At 52.2% G+C, this 24,333-nt stretch carries 18 protein-coding genes, 1 tRNA gene and 1 pseudogene; 6 read left to right on the top strand and 14 right to left on the bottom strand.

What is annotated here, in order from left to right:
- A partial coding sequence (locus tag V5T57_RS18650; protein WP_332892771.1) for a hypothetical protein occupies window positions 1-182 on the top strand: 182 nt, incomplete at its 5' end.
- A gap of 878 nt (window positions 183-1,060) precedes the next feature.
- On the top strand, window positions 1,061-1,456 hold the full coding sequence (locus V5T57_RS18645) for a hypothetical protein (RefSeq protein WP_332892770.1): 396 nt from the start codon (window positions 1,061-1,063) through the stop codon (window positions 1,454-1,456).
- An 825-nt stretch (window positions 1,457-2,281) separates the two neighbouring features.
- Here the strand turns inward: V5T57_RS18645 and V5T57_RS18640 are convergent.
- Entirely contained in the window at window positions 2,282-3,358 is a 1,077-nt protein-coding gene (locus V5T57_RS18640; protein WP_332892769.1) for a hypothetical protein, read from the bottom strand.
- A 183-nt stretch (window positions 3,359-3,541) separates the two neighbouring features.
- Window positions 3,542-3,802 carry a hypothetical protein gene (locus V5T57_RS18635; protein ID WP_332892768.1) on the bottom strand — a complete coding sequence of 87 codons (261 nt, stop codon included), beginning with the start codon at window positions 3,800-3,802 and terminating at the stop codon, window positions 3,542-3,544.
- A gap of 949 nt (window positions 3,803-4,751) precedes the next feature.
- Between V5T57_RS18635 and V5T57_RS18630 the strand changes: the two genes are divergently transcribed.
- The 3 genes and pseudogenes from V5T57_RS18630 (at window position 4,752) to V5T57_RS18615 (ending at window position 7,569) form a co-directional block, all read left to right on the top strand.
- Window positions 4,752-5,129 (top strand): transposase, encoded by a 378-nt coding sequence (locus tag V5T57_RS18630; RefSeq protein ID WP_332892773.1) that lies wholly within the window; start codon window positions 4,752-4,754, stop codon window positions 5,127-5,129.
- 987 nt (window positions 5,130-6,116) lie between these two features.
- Window positions 6,117-6,665, top strand: a pseudogene (locus V5T57_RS21020) (recombinase family protein).
- A 433-nt stretch (window positions 6,666-7,098) separates the two neighbouring features.
- Window positions 7,099-7,569 (top strand): phage antirepressor KilAC domain-containing protein, encoded by a 471-nt coding sequence (locus V5T57_RS18615; RefSeq protein ID WP_332892765.1) that lies wholly within the window; start codon window positions 7,099-7,101, stop codon window positions 7,567-7,569.
- Here V5T57_RS18615 and V5T57_RS18610 read toward each other — a convergent pair.
- The 9 genes from V5T57_RS18610 to V5T57_RS18570 form a co-directional block, all read right to left on the bottom strand.
- Window positions 7,566-8,234 carry an outer membrane protein gene (locus V5T57_RS18610; protein WP_332892764.1) on the bottom strand — a complete coding sequence of 223 codons (669 nt, stop codon included), beginning with the start codon at window positions 8,232-8,234 and terminating at the stop codon, window positions 7,566-7,568. The genes V5T57_RS18615 and V5T57_RS18610 overlap by 4 nt on opposite strands.
- Before the next feature lie 292 nt (window positions 8,235-8,526).
- Window positions 8,527-9,737, bottom strand: a protein-coding gene (locus tag V5T57_RS18605; protein ID WP_332892763.1) for an IS3 family transposase whose coding sequence is annotated in 2 segments (ribosomal slippage) — window positions 8,527-9,470 and window positions 9,470-9,737 — 1,212 coding nt in all. Because the reading frame shifts where the segments join, the coding sequence is not laid out codon by codon here.
- 68 nt (window positions 9,738-9,805) lie between these two features.
- On the bottom strand, window positions 9,806-9,982 hold the full coding sequence (locus tag V5T57_RS18600; protein WP_332892762.1) for a hypothetical protein: 177 nt from the start codon (window positions 9,980-9,982) through the stop codon (window positions 9,806-9,808).
- A gap of 74 nt (window positions 9,983-10,056) precedes the next feature.
- The gene (locus V5T57_RS18595; RefSeq protein WP_332892761.1) at window positions 10,057-11,763 is read right to left on the bottom strand and encodes a pentapeptide repeat-containing protein; all 1,707 of its coding nucleotides are present in this window, start codon (window positions 11,761-11,763) and stop codon (window positions 10,057-10,059) included.
- 77 nt (window positions 11,764-11,840) lie between these two features.
- Entirely contained in the window at window positions 11,841-12,554 is a 714-nt protein-coding gene (locus V5T57_RS18590) for a phage portal protein (protein ID WP_332892772.1), read from the bottom strand.
- A 272-nt stretch (window positions 12,555-12,826) separates the two neighbouring features.
- Window positions 12,827-12,916 (bottom strand) — tRNA-Ser (locus V5T57_RS18585).
- A 368-nt stretch (window positions 12,917-13,284) separates the two neighbouring features.
- Complete coding sequence (gene serS, locus V5T57_RS18580; RefSeq protein ID WP_332892760.1) at window positions 13,285-14,583, bottom strand: serine--tRNA ligase; 1,299 nt, start codon at window positions 14,581-14,583, stop codon at window positions 13,285-13,287.
- A gap of 2 nt (window positions 14,584-14,585) precedes the next feature.
- Complete coding sequence (gene gyrA, locus V5T57_RS18575) at window positions 14,586-17,348, bottom strand: DNA gyrase subunit A (protein WP_332892759.1); 2,763 nt, start codon at window positions 17,346-17,348, stop codon at window positions 14,586-14,588.
- A gap of 1,968 nt (window positions 17,349-19,316) precedes the next feature.
- Window positions 19,317-19,832, bottom strand: a complete 516-nt coding sequence (locus V5T57_RS18570; protein ID WP_332892758.1) for a chemotaxis protein CheW — start codon at window positions 19,830-19,832, stop codon at window positions 19,317-19,319.
- 669 nt (window positions 19,833-20,501) lie between these two features.
- Between V5T57_RS18570 and V5T57_RS18565 the strand changes: the two genes are divergently transcribed.
- Entirely contained in the window at window positions 20,502-20,981 is a 480-nt protein-coding gene (locus V5T57_RS18565) for a hypothetical protein (protein ID WP_332892757.1), read from the top strand.
- A gap of 988 nt (window positions 20,982-21,969) precedes the next feature.
- Here V5T57_RS18565 and V5T57_RS18560 read toward each other — a convergent pair.
- From V5T57_RS18560 to V5T57_RS18550, 3 genes are all read right to left on the bottom strand, one after another.
- Window positions 21,970-22,440: a GNAT family N-acetyltransferase gene (locus tag V5T57_RS18560; protein ID WP_332892756.1), complete on the bottom strand. Its 471-nt coding sequence runs from the start codon at window positions 22,438-22,440 to the stop codon at window positions 21,970-21,972.
- 441 nt (window positions 22,441-22,881) lie between these two features.
- Window positions 22,882-23,568 (bottom strand): copper chaperone PCu(A)C, encoded by a 687-nt coding sequence (locus V5T57_RS18555; protein ID WP_332892755.1) that lies wholly within the window; start codon window positions 23,566-23,568, stop codon window positions 22,882-22,884.
- Window positions 23,565-24,239: an SCO family protein gene (locus V5T57_RS18550; RefSeq protein ID WP_332892754.1), complete on the bottom strand. Its 675-nt coding sequence runs from the start codon at window positions 24,237-24,239 to the stop codon at window positions 23,565-23,567. The genes V5T57_RS18555 and V5T57_RS18550 overlap by 4 nt, the downstream gene beginning before the upstream one ends.
- Window positions 24,240-24,333 lie beyond the last annotated feature (94 nt).

Raw genomic sequence — 24,333 nt, 5'->3', positions numbered from 1 at the left:
TCCCAAGCACCACCTCAGCACATCCCAAGTACCACCTCAGCACATCCCCAGCACACACCAGCATCACCCTGCGCTTTATCGTAAAAAAAACAGACGCCTTCCCCATCCTGCAAAACCGACAGAATAAGACATGCTTAACTATATTTAACTATTTTTTAACTTTTAGCTTGCCTGTCTTGTAAGTTTTGCTTATTTTTAAATCAACGGCGAACACACATACCTACGTTTATGAACAAAGGCCGTTCAGATGTTGCCCAGCCCTTTTTTTTAAACGAGGGGCTGGGCAACACAAAGAATCCAGCCAATTTACGGGGCTAAGTGCACAACGCCACCTCTGTTTAAACGGCACCTTTTGTCCCTTCCCAGCAGAGGCCACAGCACGGCTTGAGTCACGCTCGCCCCAACCAACACCAGAGACAGCCTGCACAAAAAACCACAGGCACACTGGATGGAGCCAAACCGATCCGAGCGGGAAGCAGCGCATAGGGAAAAGACAGGCGGCTAAAGAGATGCGCCGCACAGGCTAAAGAGGAAGGCGAAAAGGATTGGATCGTATCAACAAGCGATTCAAGTCAAGGGCAGAACAGTTGAGCATCGCCCGCCCCACTCATACCGCACACTCAAAGCCAGAGATCGCCGGAACAAGGGCTCAACAGCCGCTTACAAGAGATGTTCACAAAAAACCAAGTGCGGATCACAGAACAGACAAGCGCGCACACCCTGACCTGCTTAAAAGATCAAGAGCGCGCCCCAAACCGCACACATAGTGAGCAAAGGCCGTGGCCACAAATTAGAATTTACCGACATGCGACATTAACCAAGTCCAGAACGGTGCAACAGAGCCCCTCACCTGCCAACTCTCACAGGCAAAGCCCCATCAAGCAGAGGCGTATGAGCGGCTTGAGTCGCGTTTATCCATAACCAACATCAGAGATAGCCTGCACAAAAGACCACAGGCCACTAGGTGGAGCCAAACCGATCAGAGCGGGAAGCCGCGCATGGATAAAAGACGGCGGGCTGCTAAAGAGATGCGCCGCACAGGCTATAGAGGAAGGCGAACATGATTCAATCGTATCAACAAGAGATTCAAGCTTGGGCTGAAGAGCCTACGGCGAGCCACTGTTTTACAGCGCTTGCCAAGCATGAGCAGTGGGCGTTGGCGGGCCTTTTTTATCAACAACACCCGGCTTGGCTTGAGGATGCCATGGGAGAGATGCCCTCTGACGCCAAGAGCGCGATGACCTGGGGATTACTCGGCCAACCCACCTTAATGGATGATGCCCTGGCAGCCTTAACCCACTACTGCGCTCGGCAGATTCAACAGGACATTGATTTAGCCACAGAGTCTATAGAACGTGAGGACGACTTCCCCATGCACATGGGCACCTGCATCACCATCATCGAAGCCGACACCCGCACCAGAGCCAAAGAGAGCAAAAGAGAGCAAAAGAGATAAACAAATAACCTGAATCGACCTGTAGTGATGAGGCTACACTTTTCTGTACGGCAAGCTCACACTTCACCTTTCTAAGAATCTTTATGATCTGGTGTTCTGTGAATCGGGTTTTACGTATAGCAGCCCCCCGGCAACCTCAGTCTGCCAGAGAGCACTCTACTTCTGAACGGCACTACTTAGGGAATGCTTACTGGAAAGGTTCAGCTTACAGTTCCTGGGGTGTCATATGGTGATCTGGTTGCCGTTGATACCTGCTTTGATGTCACCCTCAAAGATGTTGGCAAGACCTACCTGCAATGAGCTATCAAATTTGCCGGTTAGGTGTGACTCGGGAACACTCTATCCCAACAAACTACCCGTTATCACTGCTTACGGATGCTGCACCTACCTGCAAGCCACACAACGCTCAGTGATAACAAACGAGTTTTTGTGCTCGCCCTGACCGTTACCCTACAAGACCTTACTTAATGAGAAGAGATTGAGATAGAACACCCAGACATCAAGACCCCAGAGCAATGGTATTGTAGAACGTTCACATCGCTCTTTGCTAGACGAACATTTCAGGGTAATGGGATGGATAAAAAGGATGTATGAATCAATTGAGCAGAGGAAGAGAGTCTGGACGCTTTATGGGCCTCTACAATCACAAACGACCACACTAAGGAGGGTAAAATCCCTACGCTATTTGAACTGCAGGGTTACCGAAATCTGGCAATGGCACTAAGAAGGCAGTGAAGGCAAACATCCAATCGGGGCGCAACTGACAGATGATACCATCACTGAACATATTCTGACGGGGTCATACAAGCCGTATAACAAATTCATTCAAATTTGAGCACCCTCTAGAGCTTCCTTTAGAGCATATTTCACTGCCCGTTCTCGATAGTTAACTAATGTATCCAAGTGCTGTTTGAACAACACCTTCGCCATCCAATAACTAAATTCTCTCCAATTATTAAATGGCTGCGGCTCTATATCTGGATCCTCACAGACCTCATCTACATTTTGATGAGCACGATAACGAGACAGGGTCCGGGCTATATGAAAATCAAATCCCACACTACCGTTAATAGGTTTAGGTAAAATGAGATTCCCCCCTCCTGCAGGACTGGAAAACATTACACTTGATTCTTTAATTACGTCCCGGAGCCCCCACTTGAAACCAGGGAGAAAAACACCACCGTTCACCAAAGCCTTCAGATCATCAGCAGGCATAAACCGAAAACATTGTAGGGCGTCACTGATCTCACCTTTATAAAACTTAGCATCCTGTTCTTTAAGGCCTACCTGATCTATAAACTCTTTTAGATGATCACTCACAGCAGAAACACAATCAGCTTGGCTCAAACTTTTATCTAATTGCGGATCAATATCGGCCCTTCCCAACACAAGCTTCATCTTTTCATACTCTTGCCTTAGATCCGCGGCAACCTGCTGCTCAACAATGACCATGGAGACTTGATAGCCAAATAATTCATTAATCAAACTGTGAAGGTGCTGTTCTTTATGGTTACGAGCCGTACCAACCGATGTACTACGAATATAAGGTTTCTGAGCGACTTGAGTCCGAATTAATGCGCTTGGCAGCAACGTACCAATATGATGGACATCCAATATTGAACTAAACTTGGCTGTTTCCTCTGAGCCATCCGCAAGGCGTTCCCCCTGAGCGATAACCCGATTAACCTCCCCCTCTAAACTTTTTTGGAGTTGGCAGACATAACAGACAATCTGATCAATAAAATTCGTTCGAATACTAGCTTTAGCGTAGTCTATTTGCTCACTTCTACTACCACCAGCATTTTTGATTGCTGTGTTGACCTTTTTCAGCTGGCCATGAAATTTGTATTCAGCCAACTTCAAAATATCATTAATATATTTAGCGTCTACCGCACAAACCACAGCACGTCTCCAGGTAATGCAGACATAAAAGGGCCTTCCCCCTATCCTTATTGGACTTCAGAGAAAGGCCCTTTTATTTACCACAACTGATGCTTTGGCTCAACCTATCCGGAAATATTTTTTTCCCGTATTTACACGGTCAGAGTCGAGTTAACATTAGCCTATATATATAGTTCAAACCAATCACACATAAACCTCATAACTGGGAATTTCAGCATTGCCGCCATGTTCTAGCACAAATTCTATATTTTTTTGAAGGTCTGCTTTGACGTTGCTGTTGCAGTTTTGCTTGCACTTATTGAAGGCTTCCGTTTCCTTCACACTACAGAGCCCTTGATCTTGCCCCACTTTGGACATGCCATCACCAAGAGGCGCATCACTAGAACTTGTGCGCTCATTGACTGACGTTGAAACTTCGTCGAATCGCTCTTGATTGAAGCCCATGACATACTCCTTAACTTAGGGAAAAAGGCAATCATTTCCTGGCATATACCAATATTGATTACCATTTAACATAGACCCTATCGCCTGACTTGGTTAGCGGGGCCTCTCCAATAAAACAGTCCTGTAGCAAATCCGTAAGCTTTGGACTGGAAAAATCACCAAATTCATTGCGTCTGAATTAAAAAAAGGGCCTAACGCCACAAAAAAGCACAAACCACCCTATCAAGAAAGACGCGGAGATTATAGGTACCACCTATGGAGCAGTCAAACTATTTCCAAATAAGCACCCAAGTTAAAAAATGTTTTCTCTTCCATTTCACGAGCTTGGGCTGCATAAAAAAACAGGTCCTCGACTAATTTAACGACTGTCTTAGTGGCAATCAAGAACAATCGCCTTTTTCTACATCGGTTCTTTATGACTACCCCATTAACTTTTTCGTTATTTCCACCAAAAGGGTATGGCAGAAACGACCTTGCTTATCGAAAAATACATACATCTCAAGGCTCGCACCACTTAAGTGTCGCAAATTCCATTCCAGCTACAGTCTATAATTATCGATTATGAGCTATGATCTTGAACGATGCCAACAAGTAATCAATTTTGTAAAACCCGGAACAAGAAGGCCGAGGCTGCCCGGATTTTTCAAGCAAGTCGAGCGACAACTTACAACCTGGTTGTCACGAGACAGACTGTAACCAAGACCACCAATTCCAAGTAAGCGGAAATCAAACAAGGAAGCCTTGATAGAGCATCTCGAAGTCTATCCAGACACTTAAAAAAAAGAGCACACTGTTCATTTTGGAGTTTGTGATACCACCATCAGTGCTGCGCTAAGGAAACTTAGGATCGGCAAAAACAAATGTAACGCTTCACTGAGATACAGATACAACAAGGGCGTACTATTGGGCTGACCGGCATCGTCACTGGGAGTAGTACGATCATGAAAATATAGTTTTTTTTGATGAATGCGGATTTGAAGAAGAGGTGGATTTGCTGTCACGCGTGGGCACCAAGGGTGAAAAGGTCTATGGTAATTTTGCGGGGAGTAAGCGCAAGCGCACCAACTTGATCATGGCCCAACGCGGTAAGGAGTGGCTAACGCCTATGATCTTTGAGGGTTCGTGTCATGCTACGTTGGTTGAGGCATGGATTGAAAAGATGCTATTGCCTCAATTGAAGGAGCCTAGTGTGATCGTTATGGATAATGCCAGTTTCCACACTAAACGGAATATTGCTGAAATACTTGCTAGAGATGGTCATATACGCCTCCCGCTTCCCCATATAGCCCAGATCTCAACCCTATTGAGCAATCCTTCGCAGCCTTGAAAAAACGTAGAGAGTTCACCGTGCCACCACCAATGTTAGCAAAATGAATAATGTCTAATTATGGCTTTCGGTGACTATATGCACGCAACGGTGACACGCTCGACCTCAACCAACAAAAACAGCACTGTGCACATCTTCTACGGCCCCTCTTGGCTGCATTCAACCAAAATACAGAGCACGGCCTTTGCTAAGGGCGTACAGACTACAGAACCATGCCCCATCAACCTGTTGCGGTTATGCAATGGGTATTAAAGCATCCAGCTTTAGGGCGGTTAGGAGTGGTTTTGAGCGGATAACCAGCGCCATCTCAATGGCGCTGGATTTTGTGCGGGATGTGACTTAAGTGCAGAGCGCTTTAACCCCAGCATACACAGGGGCCAAATGAGGGTTTAAACGTCATCTGAGCAGACAACTGTGAGGGGGGTTGAACCAACGGGCTGAAGGCAGGAGCAGGTTAAAACACACCCTTTAAAACGGAGACAGGCCCGTTATAAAACGGGCCTGTCTCGTAGAATGGCGGAAGGGGTGGGAAAATCCACACAACTCAATATATTTCACTTTTTCATGAACCTACAATACACAGAAACCTAAATGTACGGCATAATTGTACTGCAGTTCAGGAAGTTCGAATTGCCAATGTGGGAATCGAACCCTGAGCCCCTTGAAAAATGTTCCAAAAATCTCATCGGGTATCAACATGTAGGAAGGTAAGTCATCCCCCCCCCTGGGTGGCGCCCCTCTTTTCCCACACTAGCTGGCATGCCTCACAACCCAGCACACATCCATCTCCTACCCCCACCACTCCTGCATCAACCCACGCTGTCCCATTTCGGTATACCCCAGAGAGACACAGAGATGAGACACTTTATGCATGCTTAAGCACTTGATAGTTCGTGCTTGAGTCGGGTATGGCGAGAAGGTCTAGACCCCAATAAGACATTAGCAGCACTACCACCACCAATGCAGTAACCACAGGGGGGAAGCACGATGACCATCTATGGATACGCACGGGTTAGCACCACCGAACAAGATCTGGAGATTCAACAGGAGGCACTGACAGGAACAGAGTGTACCAGCATCAAGGCTGAGAAGATAAGTGGAACGCTGGGCACACAGGAGCGTGAACAGTTAAGAACATTGCTTGAGTACATTCAGGAAGGGGACGTGCTGGTGGTCACCCGTATCGATAGGCTTGCCAGATCCATCGCAGACCTTCAGCAGATCATTGGGACGCAAGGCTAAAGGTGCAGCACTCCAAGCTACAGAGCAGCCCATTAATACCAGTACAGCAGCAGGGAAGGCATTCCTGGATATGCCGGGGGTGTTCGCTGAGTTCGAGACCAACCTACGTAAAGAGCGGCAGCAGGAAGGGATTGAAAAGGCCAAGGAACGAGGTGTGTATAAGGGGCGTAAGAAGTCCATAGACCGTGATGAAGCGCTTAGGCTGCACAGTGATGGGGTTCTACGGAGATAGCGAAGAGGCTGGGAGTGGCCAGGAGCAGCGTCTATCGGGTGCTGGATGAGGCGAAGAAGTAGAAGGCTGATGGGTGAAAAGGGTACTAAACCGATTCGAACCCCCGAAAAACGGAGGCCAAGAGATCGGCTCAAATCCGAGCACATCTCCTCAATCTAGAGGGCAATGGACTGTTCAACAGGTTAGGCTCTGGCCCTCATCAAGCCCCCCAAGTACTCACCCGCACCGACAACAACCAGCCCTTCCACTTCCGCAGTGAGGATGGGTATTTCAATATGACCAAGGCCGCAACACAGTTTGGTAAACGATTGGACAATTTCACGACTACCCACTACTGACGGCTCTGTCGAAGCATTGGCCTCATCCCTAGAGATTAGTGAAGACAAAATTTGGGAAGCTACACAAGGAAGCCGCGAAGGTACATGAGGTCACCCCAAGCTGGCCGTGTTCTTTGCGCGTTGGCTGGACGTGAAGTTCGCCGTGTGGTGTGACCTCGTGATCGACGACATCATGAGCGGGCACATGAACGTGGAGGTAACCAACGAGAAGGAAGCAGCTTCGGCCAATGTGCCTGAAAGTTTCCGTGATGCGTTACGCATGGCTGCTGATCTGGAAGACGAGAAGATGCGGCTGGCTGAGGAGAAAGCTGTACTGGAGCAGAAGAACCAGGAGAAGCAGCAGCAGATCGTGGAGATGGCCCCAAAGGTTGAGGCCTACAACACGCGGGTGGACCGTGGAGGGTTCTATACCGCAACCCAGGTAGGCAAGATGCTGTCCCCACCTATCTCTGTACGCGCCCTTAACAAGTGCCTGAAGATGTTGGGCTGGGTATACACGAAGGATAAGAGCGGGGATTACACGCGCAAGTTCACTGCACGGACTCAGACACCCATTCTAGGGCAAAAGCCAAGACCACCACCCCTCTTAAGATGCATGGGGTGGTGGACTTGGTCATTATGTGCTTAAAAGCTGTAGTTTAAACCAACACGTAGAAGGTGACCGTCAGGATCTAAAGATGCTTGACCGCCAGATGCACTATAAACTTTGCTATTGAAATTGGTGTAGAGCCAGTCACCCTTAACTGAGAGTTTAGAACTGAGACGGTGCTCTAGACCCGCACCTACTGTAAAGCCGGTATGAGTCTTTTTATCGCTTGGTGGGTTACCCTGGAATTCTGCCTCCATCCTGGAGAAAGCAATACCGGTGGTGGCATAGGCTAGAGTATTGCCAAATAGCCGACCTACCCGAGGACGCAACGTAGCTATATAGTCAACATTAGTCTCTGCAATTAGCCCTATAGAAGTCATGTGGGTTCCTTGGATATTTCCCAAGGAGAGATCACTTTCAAGACCAAAAATCCATTGCTCCTGCTGCCGGTTAACACCCAACTGAAGGCCGATAAGTCCACCTTTTACTTGACTATCAAAGGTATCAAAAATTGCATTCTGGTCTACACCTTTACTGTTGAGGAGCACACCTCCCAGATGGACACCAGCATGAAATCCTGACCATTCTCCAGAACCTAACCACTGGGAAGACTCTTCAGCACTTACCGGCGTTGCACTGATACACAGACCCGCGACGACTCCTAATAAAGATCCGCTGAATAAATGTTTATGGATGTGAAACATAAAATACTTTCCTTTAGAACAAAAGAGGTTGCCAGTAAATCGGGCATCTTAATGTAATCTTGATGACTCATGCTAGCGTTTTATTCAAAACCAAACATTGCTATCCCCCTGGATTGAAGTAATGGGTTATGCGAATCCGACCAAATCTGTGGCTGACCATTGTGAGCTGCTGAGTCTAGTGACCCGCTAAACCTCAAGGAACTGGTGAGTAGAAGGACAGAAGCAGCAGCAGAAGACCCGGCAGTAGAGCCTCCCGCCGCACTGATGGGGCAACACTTTTCTGGACGGTTTTTTACGCAGAAACTGTGAATGCCAGATCGCACTGTTCAGGGGTCATATAGCCGATGGTTGAATGCTTTCTCTGGCGGTTATAAAAGACCTCGATGTACTCAAAGATGGCCTGCTTAGCCTCTTCACGAGAGTTGAAAACAAAACCTCCGATCAACTCAGTTTTCAATGTGCCAAAAAAGCTCTCCGCTGGTGCGTTATTCCAGCAGTCTCCAAGACGGCTCATGCTTTGGAGATATCCCTTCTCTTTGAGCAGGCCAGTGAAAAGATTAGATGTGTACTGGCTTCCTCTATCGCTATGGACCATTAAGCCTACTGGCGGCCTACGCTTGAAGCAGGCCATTCTTAGGGCGTCCGTTACCAATGATGCCTTCATGTGGTCGGCCATGGACCAGCCCACAACGCTACGTGAGAAAAGGTCTATCCAAACAGCCAGATAGAGCCAGCCTTCTTTGGTCGCAACNAAAAGGTCTATCCAAACAGCCAGATAGAGCCAGCCTTCTTTGGTCGCAACGTAGGTGATATCGCCCACATATGCCTGATCTGGCCGCTCAGCGGTAAACTCACGGTTCAAGTGGTTTGGCGCTACGGGCAAAGAGTGATTTGAATCTGTGGTAATGACCTTGAAACAACGCTGCGCTTTACACTCCAGACCAAGTTTGCGTTTGATCCTGGCAACTCGCCTCCTACTGACGCGAACACCATGCTCAACCAAACAGCGGTGTATACGCCTGGAGCCGTAGGTTGCTCGGCTTCCATGAAAGATCTCAACGATCCATTCCCCTAAAAGCCTGTTTTCCTCTGTCCGGGCTGATTCTCGCCGGTTGAGCCAATCGTAATAGCCACTTTTAGAGACACCCAGTACGCAGCAAAGATGTTCAACTGAATGGTAACGCCTTTGCTGTTGGATAAAGGCGTACTTTACTGGATGTCCTTGGCAAAGTACGCGGCGGCTTTTTTTAAGATGGTTTGTTCTTCTTTCAACTGGGCTAGCTCTTTACGTAGCTGCTTATTTTCCCGCTGAAGATCAACCATTTCAGGAGATTTGCCGCCTGCTTTCTTGGCTGCCGCTTGTGCCCGCCAGTTGTAAAGGTTCTTTGAATTGACATCCAGTTGCTCGGCGATCTCCGGCACGGATTGATCCGTGCTGTTCATCAGGTCGACAGCACGATCCTTGAACCCCTGGGTGTACCGTTTCAACTGTCGTTTGCTCATCAAGACACCTCCTCTATGCGGGAGTCCTATTCTCCCTCAGAATGGGTGTCCAGAAAAGTGTACCCACCTCAAAGCCGGGCGGGGTGAGGATTGAGACTGGACAGATCCTGCCCGCCGCCGCCCCCAGAGGTTGGTTCCGTTACGGTGGCCTGGTGGTTAAGGTCACGGGGTCCGGCCTGCATGGCCACCAAGACCGCCCCAAGCTGGTGGGGGTCTGCAGCCAGAATATGGGTACTTTTGCTCATGGAGCTCTCCGGGTTTAGGCCATAAAAAAACCCCGCCTGGGCGGGGTTGAGCATCATGCTTGTGGTGTTGGGGCTTAACGCCACGGTTTTAACTGTTGTTCTGTACAGACAGGCGGCTGTTTTAGATCGGGGCGATCTGGTGGAAAAATGACCGGAAACCCCTTTTTAATACAGCCTTGTTGTAACTGTTCATTGGTAATTTTTAATTGGAGACTCTTCGGAGTTTCCAAAAAATGCTGGGTGAAATCAACTCCGCTCCAGATCACATCTTTCACTTTTGCCTTCGTGAGATTGATGCCATGTGCTCGCGCCTCGCTCAGGTTGGCCCCGCTCAGGCTAGCCTCGTTCAGATTAGCCTCTTCAATTGTTACCGAGGTCAAGTCGGCCCCCTCTAACCATGTACCCCTTAGGCTGGCTGATAACAGATTAGCTTCAGTCAAATTAGCTCTATTTAAGTTAGCCCTGTCCAGGTCGGCCCAAACCAGTTGAGCCTCAGTCAAGTCAGCCCAAATCAGTTGAGCCTCAGTCAAGTTGGCCTTAATCAAGTTGGCTCTTAACAGATCAGCATCTATCAAGTTGGCCTCAGTCAAGTTGGCCTCAGTCAAGTTGGCCTGGGCTAGGATGGCATAGGTCAGGTCAGCCTGGGTCAGGTCAGCCTGGGTCAGGTCAGCCTGGGTCAAGACAACCGTAACCAGTTGGGCCTCAGTCAAGTTGGCCCTAACTAGTTGGGCCTTATCCAGTTTGGCCTCAGTCAAGTCGACCTTATACAGGTTGGCTTCAGTCAGGACGGCCTGGGTCAGGACAGCCTGGGTCAAGTTGGCCCTAACCAGTTGGGCCTCAGTCAAGTTGGCCTCATACAGGTTGGCCTCAGCCAAGTTGGCCCTAACGAGTTGGGCCTTAGTCAAGTTGGCCCTAACTAGTCGGGCCTTATCCAGTTGGGCCTCAGTCAAGTTGGCCTTATACAGATTGGCCTCAGTCAATCTGGCCCTAACTAGTTGGGCCTCAGTCAAGCTGGCCTTAATTAGTTGGGCCCCAGTCAAGTTGGCCCTAACTAGTTTGGCCCTTTCCAGTTGGGCCTTAGACAAGTTGGCCCCATCCAGTTGGGCCTCAGTCAAGTTGGCCCTAACTAGTTGGGCCTCAGTCAAGTTGGCCCTAACCAGTTGGGCCTCAGTCAAGTTGGCCCTAATCAGTAGGGCCTCAGTCAAATTGGCCTCATACAGCTGGGCCTCAATCAAGTTGGCCCCAACCAAGTTGGCCTCAGACAAATTAGCCTCAGACAAGTTGGCCTCAGACAAGTTAGCCTTGATCAAATTAGCCCCTGCAAGCTCAAGAGCAACCAGATAGCTGGGGGCTTTTACAATCTTATTACCCAGTTTACTGGGGTCAATATTGGGGAGAACCTGGACCTGCCGGGATAGATCAATGCCGGTGAGTTCCTCGCGAGATTTCATGCATAGCGCCATGCCAAAAAATAGACAGTAATCTTGTTGGTTGAGATACTGCAAAGCCCGTATTTTGCCACTGTTGCCCGGTGCATTGGTGGCGATAATGGACCACGCCCGCATGACACGGTCATCAATACGGTCATCAATTTCCAAGACGAGTAAAAACAGCGCGAAAAAGGATCCGGCTATGGCGGCAGGATGCCCCTTGAGAAAGCGCCCCAAACAGCGCAACCCTTGGTCTGGATGTCGCAAGCAGGGGCGAGCCTGATGTTGCCAATGCACCAATAGACGCTTGGCACGGCGTAGAAAACTGGGCTGCTTGGGTCTTAACAACATGTTTTTCATCCCCCTTATCATACTGGATAGACAAGGGGGCAGTTTAGCCGATTTAACCGGTACTAATACCCCCTTTTTCATGCCTTTAATAAGCCTTGTTTTTTGAGTTTTTCTTGCTCTAAAGCACGGGCCTGCCTCACACGGTCGCTGTCGTTGCCGGTCATACTGGCGGTCTCCTCCGCCAGTGTGGTGAGGCCCATATTCATGCGCTTTTCGGCGGCTCTGGCCTCTTTTTCTTCATCAATGGCACCACGGGCTGGACCGACCCACTTGCAGCGCAACCACGCGTGACGGGCCAAGGGGTTGGAGAAAAACCCCGGCAGATCAACCAGCCCCCGTGCAGCGGCCTCCTGAATAACCAGGGTACGCAGGGGGTTGGCATAGTACATCTCCAATTTTTTGCGCTCGACAATGTACATGCGCCACGCTTGCAGCATGGCCGCACGGGCGGCGCTGTATGAGCTACTGTAGTAGAGCGTGAGCTCTTCAACCGGGAGGTTAAGGGACGCTGCAATTTGCTTTTGAAACGCCGTAACAAAGGGGTCAAACTGGCTATTAGGCCGTGCAGGGTTAATGGTGGTGGCCTTCATACCCGCAGGTAGCTGGTTGATGGAGCCTTTGCCGATTTTTAACTTTTTTAATGCGGATTCACTCTCTTCTTGCTGTTCTGCGGAAGTGCGGCTTGAGCTACGATCAAGATCACGCAAAACATCGGGCGGTTCATGACCACCATTGGCGGTGACATCGGATTCAATAAACAGGGTAAGCATGGCGGAGACAACCGCACTCATCACCTCAGCTGGTGCCTTTGGGGCTGATCTTGAGATAGAGCCCACCACCATCTGAATGGAAGCCCGGCTTTGTGAGTGACTTTATTTTGAGTGCAGATAACTTCGGCATATCGTACCCCAGCCGCCAAATTTCGGTTAGGACTACAACTGAGCTTACAACGTTGATGCGGATTCATGCGAATGGAAACGAACAGCCTTGAACACAAGGTACGCGTAAAACACTGATTTAAGGCAAGAAAAAGGCCCGTCATGGACGGGCCTGATTCGTATAATGGCGGAAGGGGTGGGATTCGAACCCACGGATCCTTGCGGATCGCTGGTTTTCAAGACCAGTGCATTCAACCGGGCTCTGCCACCCTTCCTTTGCGGAACATAGGTATACACAAATCAGGGTGGGCTTGGCAACCCCCTAACCCTAAAAAAGTGCATTATTTAGCCGGAATCACCTCAAGCCCGCTCATATGGGGGCGTAAACCTCTGGTTCCACCACACGACCACCTGCATGGTTTGGCCGGAATCACCTCAAGCCCATCCCTATAGCGCCGTAAAACCTCTGACATCACCACATGGCCACGCGCATTATTTGGCCGGAATCACCTCAAGCCCACTCATATGGGGGCGTAAACCTCTGACACCACCACACGGCCACGCGCACGTTTTGGCCTGAACAACCTCAAGCCCATCCCTATAGCACCGTAGAACCTCTGACACCACCACATGGCCACGTGCATTATTTGGCCTGAATAACCTCAAGCCCACCCATATAGGGGCGTAAAACCTCTGGTACCACCACACTGCCATCGGCCTGCTGGTAGTTCTCCAGTACCGCCACCAATGCACGACCGACCGCCACACCAGAACCATTTAGGGTGTGTACCAGCTCTGGCTTACCCTTGGCCTCCCGGCGGAAACGGGCCTTCATGCGCCGCGCTTGGAAATCCTCGGTATTGGAACAGGAGGAGATCTCGCGGTATTTAGCCTGCCCCGGCAACCACACCTCTAGATCATAGGTCTTAGCCGCGCCAAAGCCCATATCCCCACCACACAGCACCACCGTACGGTACGCTAAGCCCAACCCCTTCAAGACAGCCTCGGCATGGCCTGTCAGCTCTTCCAGGGCGTCGTAGCTCTCACCAGGACGGGCGATCTGTACCAGCTCCACCTTGTCAAACTGGTGTTGACGGATCAAACCACGGGTATCCTTGCCCGCTGCACCAGCTTCACGTCGGAAGCAGTTGGTCCAAGCGGTCATACGCAGGGGCAGTTGAGCATCTTCTAAAATCTGCTCCCGGACCAAATTGGTCACCGGTACCTCTGCTGTGGGGATCATGTAGTAGTCATCATCCCGAGCGCGGAACAGATCCTCTTCAAACTTGGGCAGCTGACCGGTACCAAACAGACACTCGGCATTGGTTAAAACAGGGGGCAAAACCTCCTGATAACCGTGGTCGCCGGTGTGCAGATCCAACATGTAGTTGGCCAGCGCACGGGAGAGCCGCGCCCCGAGCCCTCTAAACACCGTAAAACGGGAACCCGCCACAGCCGCGCCCGCTTCAAAGTCCAAAATGCCCAGATCTTCGCCAATTTCCCAATGGTTTTTGGCTTCAAAATCCAGCGCTGCGGGCTCACCCCCCTCACCTGTGGTGGGCGACCAACGACGCACCTCGACATTATCCTCTTCCGAGGCCCCCTCCGGCACGGAGCTGTGGGGGGTGTTGGGCAGTGCCACAATAATGGCCTCAACCTGGGTCTCCAGATCCTTCAAACGGCTCTCCAGCTCTTTAAGCTTGGGGCCGACATTTTTCATCTGCTCGAACAGGTCCGAGGCATCCGCTTTGGCCGCTTTGCGCTGGCCAATCTCTTTTGAGAGCGCGTTGCGTTGAGATTGCAGCTGCTCGACATCGGTCTGAATGCCACGTTTGCGGGATTCCAGCTCACGAAAATGGCTGAGATCCACCGAACCACCCCGACGCTTGAGCGCCGCCTCAACAGCATCGGTATCCTTACGAATGCGTTTGATATCCAGCACGGTTACGCTCCCTCTTCCTCGGATTCTCCACCCTCAGCATCAGGCTCAGGAGCCGCAGCTTCCTCCCCTGCCTCTGGGGTAATGACATGACCCTCTTCATCCAACGCTTCAATCTCTTCGGCTTCCGCCAAACGTGCCACGGAGACAACCCGCTCCCCATCGGCCACATTCAACACCCGCACACCCATGGTGGCACGGCCCGCAACGCGGATAGAGTCAACCTTGGTACGCAGTACCGTACCCTGATCGGTGATCACCATCACCTCATCACTCTCATCCACCACCAGTGCGCTCACCACATGGCCGGTCTTATCCCGTGCATCCATGCCGATCACACCCTGGGTACCCCGACCTTTGGTGGGGTATTGGGTCAGGTCACTGCGCTTGCCATAGCCGTTTTCGGTCATGGTCAAAAGCTGGCGTCCCACACTCTCGGTATCAATAACCGTTAGGGCGATGACCGCATCGTCCCCTTTCAGCCGCATACCCCGCACCCCCTGGGAGACACGCCCCACACGGCGCACCAGCTGATCACGGAAGCGCACCGCTTTACCACCCTGGGCAACCAGCATAATCCGACCGGGGGCATCGTCGCTGCTTAGATCTTCGGCCACGACCTCCTCAACACGCCCCTCTTCAGCCTCACCACTCACGTCACCATCGGCTTCATCACTCCCATCACCATCGGCTTCACCACTACCGGGCAGCAACGCCACACCAATCAGGTCGTCGCTCTCCAGCAGATTAATGGCACGAATACCGGTGGTACGGATGTTGGCATATCCCGATAGCACGGTCTTTTTAATCAAACCACTGCGGGTGGCGAACAATAGATCCCAGTTCCCCCAGGCCTCTTCGGCCACCGGTACAGGCACGATCTGGCGAACCTTCTCGCCCTCTTCCAGCTGCAGCAGGTTGACAATAGCCTTACCCCGAGCAATACGGCTACCCGGTGGAATTTCATACACTTTCAGCTTAAAGACTCGACCGGTATTGGTGAAGCAGAAGATGGTATCGTGGGTAGAAGCCACGAACATCTGCGCCACAAAATCCTCATCTTTAACCCCGGTGGCGCTCTTGCCTTTGCCGCCGCGACGCTGGGCCTGATAGGTCAAGCTGGGCTGACGCTTGATATACCCACCGTGGCTGACGGTAACCACCATCTCCTCTTCAGGGATCAGATCGGCAATGGAGAAATCACCCACCGCTTCCACAATTTGGGTCCGACGGGGGTTGGCGTAGCGCTCTTTAATCTCCAGCAGCTCTTGACGGATAACATCCATTAAGATGGAGTCCGAAGCCAAAATCGCTTTGAGACGGGCGATCTCAGTCAAGATCTCCTCAAACTCATCATGGATCTTATCGATCTCCAGCCCGGTCAGGCGGTGCAGGCGCATATCCAAAATGGCCTGGGCCTGTTCGGCAGAGAGCTTATACCCACCCGGTACAAACTGTGGCGAAGCGATATCCCCTTCGCCCAAGGCACGCAGCAACATGGCCTCAACCGGGCCACGCTCCCACATTTCAGACATCAGCCCCTCTTTGGCTTCGGCGGGGTTTTTGGCGGCACGGATCAGGCTAATCACCCGATCGATATTGGCCAACGCAACCGCCAGACCCTCCAACAAGTGGGCACGGGCCTGGGCCTTGTTCAGCTCATAAATGGTCCGACGGGTCACCACCTCACGACGGTGTTTTAGGAAGGCGTCTAAAAAGCCCTTTAACGAAAGGGTAACCGGACGGCCATCCACCAACGCCAGCGCGTTAATGCCAAAGCTGCTCTGCATAGGGGTGTGCTTAAACAGCTGATTAAGCACCACCTCCCCTTGGTGGTCACGCTTGATCTCAACCACCACACGCATCCCTTGACGGTCAGACTCATCCCGCAGGTCAGAGATACCAGTGACTTTTTTATCCCGTACCAGCTCGGCAATACGCTCCACCAGCTTGGCTTTGTTGACCTGATAGGGCAGCTCGTGGACCAAAATGGTCTCACGGCCATCCTTACGGGTTTCAATTTCGGTCTTCGCACGGATGATGACAGAACCCCGCCCCGTCTCATACCCCGAGACAATACCGGCCTGTCCATGAATCGACCCCCCCGTGGGGAAGTCAGGACCAGGGATGTACTGCATCAAGGCGCGGGGGTCCAGCTCAGCATCATCAATCAGCGCGCAGGTGGCATCAATCACTTCCCCGAGATTGTGGGGGGGAATATTGGTCGCCATACCCACGGCGATACCGGCTGATCCGTTGACCAGCAGGTTGGGATATTTAGCTGGCAGCACTTCGGGCTCTTTAAGGGAGCCATCGTAGTTCGGGCCAAAGGCCACCGTCTCTTTATCAATATCGGCCAGCAGTTCCGAGGCCAGGCGGGTCATACGCACTTCGGTATAACGCATGGCAGCGGCAGAGTCGCCATCCACCGAACCAAAGTTACCCTGGCCATCCACCAGCAGGTGACGCATGGAGAAGTCCTGGGCCATCCGTACAATGGTGTCATAAACCGCCGAGTCACCATGGGGGTGGTACTTACCGATGACGTCACCCACCACACGGGCAGATTTTTTATAGGATCGGTTCCATTCGTTCCCCAGTTCCCGCATGGCAAAGAGCACGCGCCGGTGTACGGGCTTTAGGCCATCACGCACATCGGGCAAGGCACGCCCTACGATTACGCTCATGGCGTAATCCAGATAGGAGCGTTGCATCTCATCTTCAATGTTGATGGGAAGCTGTTCCGCAGTGGGGGTGGTGTCGCTCATGGTATTCCTTTGTTCAACCCGTTTTACCCGGATTTAAAGCAGCCAACGGGATTCAAAACCGTCCAGTTTTAGGAAACCGGCAGTATACACTGAACCCACCCACCAATCCTAGGGATGTTAAACAGCCATAGGCACTCTTTTTTAGGGCAGAGAACCACCCCGGCAGGGGTTGAGGGGAAAAAACCAGCTTCAGCGCAATAAAAGCCCCTTACACCGCGCCCTACCCACCCACAGACAAAGCGGCAACCGGGTTAGGCTCCAAAGCCATTTTTTGCTCCCCACCCATGGCCAAGCAGGCTCAATTTTAAGCCCACTGAACCCACATAAAACAGTGGCCGAGCCAAGATCGGCACACGACCGACACGCCCCCATCTATTGATGAGCACCTGCACCGCACGGACCCGCCGCTTGATAGACCCCACAACCTGCGCCGAACAGACCCGGCCAGCGGCCCCCGGAAGGTTTTTTAAAGCTCACCCCAACAACGAGCGCTTAGCACCAGCAGAAACGCGTAAGTAGATAGCATGCGAATAGCCGCATAACCGAACCGGCCCCCATCTATTGATGAGCACCTGCACCGCACAGCTCCGCCGCCTGACAGAGCCCACAGCCTGCGCCGAACAGACCCGGCCAGCGGCCCCCGGAAGGTTTTTAAAGCTCACCCCAACAACGAGCGGTTAGCACCAGCAGAAACGCGTAAGCAGACAGCCCAGAGACAACAGCCGAACCAGCCCTGCCCTCACTTATTAATGAGCGCCTGCACCGCACAGCTCCGCCGCTTGACAGAGCCCACAGCCTGCACCGAACAGACCCGGCCAGCGGCCCCCGGAAGGTTTTTTAAAGCTCACCCCAACAACGAGCGCTTAGCACCAGCAGAAACGCGTAAACGAACAGCCCAGAGACAACAGCCGAACCAGCCCTGCCCTCACTTATTAATGAGCGCCTGCACCGCACGGACCCGCCGCTTGACAGACCGCACAACCTGCGCCGAACAGACCCGGCCAGCGGCCCCCGGAAGGTTTTTTAAAGCTCACCCCAACAACGAGCGGTTAGCACCAGCAGAAACGCGTAAGTAGATAGCCCAGAGACAACAGCCGAACCAGCCCTGCCCTCACTTATTAATGAGCACCTGCACTGCACAGCCCCGCCGCTTGACAGAGCCCACAGCCTGCGCCGAACAGACCCGACCAGCGGCCCCCCGGAAGGTTTTTAAAGCTCACCCCAACAACGAGCGCTTAGCACCAGCAGAAACGCGTAAACGAACAGCCCAGAGACAACAGCCGAACCGGCCCCCATCTATTGATAAGCACCTGCACCGCACAGCCTGCACCGAACACACCCGGCCAGTACGGCGCCATCCACTCTAAAGAAGGCCGAGAGCCGCCTTAGAGAGGCAGCAGGCAGCAGGCAGCAGGCAGCAGGCAGCAGGCAGCAGGCAGCAGGCAGCAGGCAGCAGGCAGCAGATAAGAGATAAGCCGCACAAAAACGGCACCTCCAAGCCACCCCCCCGTTTAAACCACTCGGGATCACGCGTTTCCTAACCGTACACGGCAAGAACCGTAGCGGGTATTTAGCATCGTGCACTCAAAGAGCGGCAAGAACCGTAGCGGGTATTTAACATCGTGTACTTAAAGAGCGGCAAGAACCGGTGGCGGGCACTTCACATACAGCTCTAACTGATCGGCACCGACAAACAATGCCAGAGAGGTTGAGCCGAAGAGAGCCAGAAAGCCTGCGCCACCCTGTTTAGGGTCAGGACCATCGGTCCGTGGAGAGGGGAGAATAGCGATGAACGCCCCGGATGGCGAAGAGGTCCTAGCGAGGGAAGAAGGTGTGATTGTAAGGAGAGAAGAGACCTCGGGGTCGGGGTCCGTTGGCCGATGCACAAAGCCCCAGCCACGCCACCCGTCAAAATTCAGAGACACATACAGAGAAAGAGAGAGACCACAACCAAGCGCTTAGATGGTGTTAAACACCACTGCCTTCGGCTTTTTTCTGCTCTTCATCGGGATCAAAACCTAAAATACGGGGAACATCCAACACCACCAACAGTTCTGTTTTTTGCTGCACCACCGAGTGCACAAACTGCGCAGAGATCCCTGCCATATTGGCCGGGGCTGAACGTAGCTGCTGGCCGTTAACCTCCAACACGCCCCCTAACTGATCAACAATCAGGGCCACAGAGTCTTCCCAAAAGACCACCGTACGGGCCAGCTCTTCATCCAACTGGCGCACATGGCTACGGGTCTTTAGAATAATGGCATACTCTTTAGGTTGCTGACCGCCACCATCAGGAGGAGACCAACCCAAGCGTGTACGCAGATCATAGAGGGTACAGACCCGACCACGGTTGTTGAGCATACCCCGAATATAGTCCGGCGCACCGGGTACCGGTGTACTCTGGTGGGCACGCTTGATCTCCTGAACCATGCGGATATCCACCCCCATAATCAGGTCACCCAACCGAAATGTACACAGAACCATAGGGAACTCTCCTTAAAGACAGAACAATCCATCCATCGTTGCAAAAATGAGCCCACTTACAGTCTAAGGCTCAAGATGGAGGCACCGTCCCTCCCACACATCCCCATCCAGACCCATGGGAAATTTACTTCATACCGGTATGATCTATTGAGCAGCTTACCGCACAAGAGTTCAAGACAAGTGCCTTAAATCGTGCACAATGAGGATTATGAGCATGCCCAAGTTAAGGAACCGATGCAGAACACACCGTGCATGGACCACCCAAGTTGGGAGCAACACCAGAGCAGCCCAGTACTCTGACGAGGGTTTTATGGTAAACCATTTCCAGTCAGGATAATAGGCTAGAGAGCGCTCGCACCGCACCGCCTCCCTAACAAGTCAAACAAGACCAACAAAAAATATTTTATTCCACCTATATACCAACAGCTTACACAAGATCACACCCAACCACGCCCCCGCAGCCCACCGCATAAAAACCTTCAAACGCCCTTTAAAAACCACCCCTGAGCCGTATAACATGGGGTATAAGCAGGCAAATCTGCATCTGCCCCCCTGTGCAGACCCCGGCTGTAAACTTGAGCCCACTTAGGGCTTGCGCTATGATGCAGCCACCCAAACAAACCCAAACCAAACCCCCTTAAAAGCCACCGGTTAAGAAAGCACAGACCCATGCCTACACAATCCGATGCGATCCTTCAAACCCTGTTTGCCGACCTTGAGCTGGATGGACCCAACGATGGGGATTGGGCGGTCAAAAATAATGTTGGCATGGTGGCCGAACGGTTGGGACACAGCAGCCCCACCGAAACACGGGTGGACCATATTGAGGTAACCTGCCAACCGGCCGACACCCAACAGCCCCCACAGATCCACAGCTATGCGATCGGCCCGGGCAAATATGCCTCGGCGATCTGGGCAGAGGCCTGTGCCGACCCCAAGGCAGAGGCTCAATCCGGTGAGATCCGCAGCCTGACCATGAGCAGCACCCCCGAGAGCCAGGCGCGGCTGGACATTCTTGCCCAGTTTATGGGCAAACAGGTCATGACCGCCGCGGCCACCCCGGCCTGGAGCGCCAAAGACCATGTGGTCTCGGCCATCTTGCAAGCCCCAGCGGGGGCCGAGATCACCCTGAAAGCCCGCTTTAAATAGAATCCAGCCTCTTAGATCGACCGGGCACGCTGCAACACGCCCCACCCGACAAACCGGCCAACCCTCACGCGGGTTGGCCGGTTTGCATCTCTTCACCCCACCCCACGGCTGCTTGTCTGTCCGCCCCCCTTAAATACCCACGTTTAACGGCTCTGGGCCCTCTTTTTTATACCACCCCGCACCATGCCCACTTTAACCCGGACTTCTCAGATAGAGGCCCCAGCTTTCGAGAGTGGATGCCTGAAACTGGATATCGCGCAGGCCCATTCAAAGAGAGCCATTCGACAACGGATCAGGCACGCCCTTGAGCGAACAAAAACCCCGTGCTTTAAGGCGGGGACGCGGTTTTAAGCGCACCCCTGGTGCTGGCCTTCGCCTTCACCGGGAACAGGACACCGCATTGGGCTTGACCTCACAACAGAGGGGCCGCTGAACCCTGCATAAAGGCGGGCAAGCAGGCCACGCCATCGACTCACCTCTCCTGTTATGACGAGCAACACCATGCCGTTTGGCTCTCGTTGTTTGTCTTGGCAGAACATCGTGCTCATTTCATGGGGAATAGGCACGACCACTAGAGATCACTCACCGCGCGATGCCAACCCTGCGTAAGAAGTGGATTAAGTGCGCAGCGAAGGGGGTGACCCGTCGCCGATGGGTCACGTTCCAAAGGGCAGCGGAACAGTCACGGCGCGAGGATTCAGCGTAATCCTCAGCCAAACACAACAAGGGCAGATGGCTACCACATCGGGCATTTAAGGCGCTGTAAAAAGGGCATCCGGATCGCTTTATCCAACAAGGGTCCCGGCAAACAACCCGAGCAGATCGAAGCGGGTTTGGGGCTGGTTGGGACAAACAGGGCGCGACCGGCCCCATTAGAGGTGAAGGGTAGATCGATTCTTAGGTTGTGATCGTTTAAATGCAAGGCTTGTTGAGAGCTATGCTGGCCCTATCGGTGGACATACAGCGAGAGACCCGCGAAGATTTGCGTTCAAACATGGTTAAGACGATATTTCGTAAAGCATTTGCCCTCAATCATCTGCGGCCCCTCCTCCACAAAACCTAAACGTTTGACCGCCTTTGAGTTTGCTCGGCTTGGCGGTAATAAAATCGTTATCGAATCCAGCTTCATCTCATGAAAGGCTTGCTCTTTAATGCGGCTAAAAATCTTTGGCCCCCACCCCCAAAATTTGGGATGCAGAATCAAAGCAAAATCGGCCTCTCCATGCTCCGGCTGCAACCCGCCCCAACCGGCAAACTCACCTTGAATCATAATCCCTTGAGGACCAAACCCATACTGGTCCCACAGTCTCTTTTTAGCGTTCAAAAACGTCCGGCACTGTTGCGCGCCAAAGCGACCACCCAGCAGCGGTAACTGTTTGCCCACCTGCTCATGGGTCATCAGCGCCATAATCTGCTCTTCATCGATCTTAAAAAGGTCAACAAACTCGATCTCATCCATGCGGCGACTTTTCCTTATGAAGACATCTTTCTTGAAGGTTGAAAACGAACGGTCGGTTTGGTCTGCCATCATCGTTCCATCGGCTCAAAAGAAGATGGCGTCTGCAACGCGGTTTATGTTCCTTTAGAGAGGATGAACGGGGGGCAAGTTTCAATACGGATAGAAGGCCCGAGGCTTGACCCGAGTATAGGCGATACCCTTAAAGCCCAGGTGCCGCCATAGGATCTGTTCCCATGGGATCCGCCATCGCGTGCAGAGATCCCCCCAGGCGAAGGTACGCTCCACGTCTGGGCATCGTCGGTCGCGGCGTAACAAGCGCCTTGGCCACCTTTAAAGAGCCCCCCTCTTTAGATCCACCGAGCATTCTGCGACGCGTCCCCCCACAAAAAAAGACCAACCGGGTTAGGGCTGGCCTTTTTTATATCTGTCACTGCTACCGGCTTAATGGTGCATTTTTTTCATATGCTCCATATGCTCATGGCCCTCTTTTTCATGCTTGTCATGATCCTTATCGTGATCATCATCATGATCCTTATCGTGATCATCATCATCGTCGTCGTCATGATGCATCATACCCATGCCTTTTTGCATCATCTGCTGACCCATATGTTGGCTATGGTCCATCATGCCTTTACCATGATCCATCATACCTTTGCCATGGTGCATCATGCCCCCTTGGGTGGACATTTTTTTAACCGGCAACGCCACCTTTAAGGTCTGTTTATTATCAAAGGTCAGGGTCAGGTCGATCTGATCACCACTTTTGATCGGCCCTTTGCCCATCATCAACATAATATGCCAGTCACCGGGCTTTAGAATGGTCTGACCATGGGCCGGTACAGGAATGCGGGGTTGTTCCACCATGCGCATCACCCCATCCACCGGCATAGAGCGGTGCATCTCTACCCGTTCAAACTGAGCGGAGGTCACACCGGTCAGAGAGACGGCATCCATACTATGGTTCATCAGCACCATAAAAGCGGCACTCATACGCATGTTAGGGGGCATCTCCCGCACCCACCCCTCACTAACCATCACGGCGCCACCATGACTACCGGCCTGGAGCATGCCCACCGAACCCAACAAAACACCACACGCCACAACCGTTTGCATCACACGTTTCATCATGGTTTAGCATCCTTTATTTTCATGGTTTTTATCGTTTTAAACAGAGCCACCAACTCATCGGGGCTCTTATCACTAGGCAGGGCCGCCACCATCTGTCCCGCAGGGTTGATCACATGCAGCTTGGCACTGTGGGAGATCAGATAATCCTCATCCCCCCGGCCAGGCTCACGATAGTAGAGCGCCCCCATTAATCCCGCCACCGATGCGATGGCCTTATCCTGCCCGGTCACCCCAATGATTTTGGGGTGAAAATAGGCGGTGTACTCTTTAAGCAACGATACCGTATCCCGCTTGGGGTCTACACTCACAAAAACCCCTTGATAATCGTCCGCCATGTTCTGCTCGGCCATGACATCAAACATCTCAGCCAGCAACGTCAGAGAGGTCGGGCAGACATCCGGGCAGTAGGTGTAGCCAAAAAAGAGCAAAGACCACTGACCTTGTACCCGTGCTTTATTAAACACCTTACCCTCTTGATCCACCAGATCAAAGGACTCTAAGGGGCGCGGGGCGGTCACAGCAATGCCCTTTACCTGATCGGGAAAAGAGACCCACTGCGGCCCGCTGTTTTTATCGGCCTCACCGGAACATCCTGCCAGCAGCAAACCCAGCACAACGCCCAAAACAGGCCATAGCCCCCGTCCGCTGGGGGTGAATGCCACATGTTTCATACCACACATCCTTATCTTAATGGTGATCAAGACACCCTTTTAGACCGAACAAGGCTGACCGACCCCCCTTTTTAACACGCTGGAACAAAAGCGG

Source organism: Magnetococcus sp. PR-3 (assembly GCF_036689865.1).
GTDB lineage: Bacteria > Pseudomonadota > Magnetococcia > Magnetococcales > Magnetococcaceae > Magnetococcus.
The sequence above is the reverse complement of the archived record's forward strand: the minus strand, read 5'-3'. Positions and strand labels throughout refer to the sequence as shown.

Excerpts from the sequence above, each read along its gene's own strand:
- V5T57_RS18645 (WP_332892770.1), top strand. The coding sequence starts at position 1,061 with ATGATTCAATCGTATCAACAAGAGATTCAAGCTTGGGCTGAAGAGCCT.
- V5T57_RS18635 (WP_332892768.1), bottom strand. The coding sequence starts at position 3,802 with ATGGGCTTCAATCAAGAGCGATTCGACGAAGTTTCAACGTCAGTCAAT.
- V5T57_RS18610 (WP_332892764.1), bottom strand. The coding sequence starts at position 8,234 with ATGTTTCACATCCATAAACATTTATTCAGCGGATCTTTATTAGGAGTC.
- V5T57_RS18600 (WP_332892762.1), bottom strand. The coding sequence starts at position 9,982 with ATGAGCAAAAGTACCCATATTCTGGCTGCAGACCCCCACCAGCTTGGG.
- V5T57_RS18595 (WP_332892761.1), bottom strand. The coding sequence starts at position 11,763 with ATGTTGTTAAGACCCAAGCAGCCCAGTTTTCTACGCCGTGCCAAGCGT.
- V5T57_RS18590 (WP_332892772.1), bottom strand. The coding sequence starts at position 12,554 with ATGAGTGCGGTTGTCTCCGCCATGCTTACCCTGTTTATTGAATCCGAT.
- gyrA (WP_332892759.1), bottom strand. The coding sequence starts at position 17,348 with ATGAGCGACACCACCCCCACTGCGGAACAGCTTCCCATCAACATTGAA.
- V5T57_RS18570 (WP_332892758.1), bottom strand. The coding sequence starts at position 19,832 with ATGGTTCTGTGTACATTTCGGTTGGGTGACCTGATTATGGGGGTGGAT.
- V5T57_RS18565 (WP_332892757.1), top strand. The coding sequence starts at position 20,502 with ATGCCTACACAATCCGATGCGATCCTTCAAACCCTGTTTGCCGACCTT.
- V5T57_RS18560 (WP_332892756.1), bottom strand. The coding sequence starts at position 22,440 with ATGGATGAGATCGAGTTTGTTGACCTTTTTAAGATCGATGAAGAGCAG.
- V5T57_RS18555 (WP_332892755.1), bottom strand. The coding sequence starts at position 23,568 with ATGATGAAACGTGTGATGCAAACGGTTGTGGCGTGTGGTGTTTTGTTG.
- V5T57_RS18550 (WP_332892754.1), bottom strand. The coding sequence starts at position 24,239 with ATGAAACATGTGGCATTCACCCCCAGCGGACGGGGGCTATGGCCTGTT.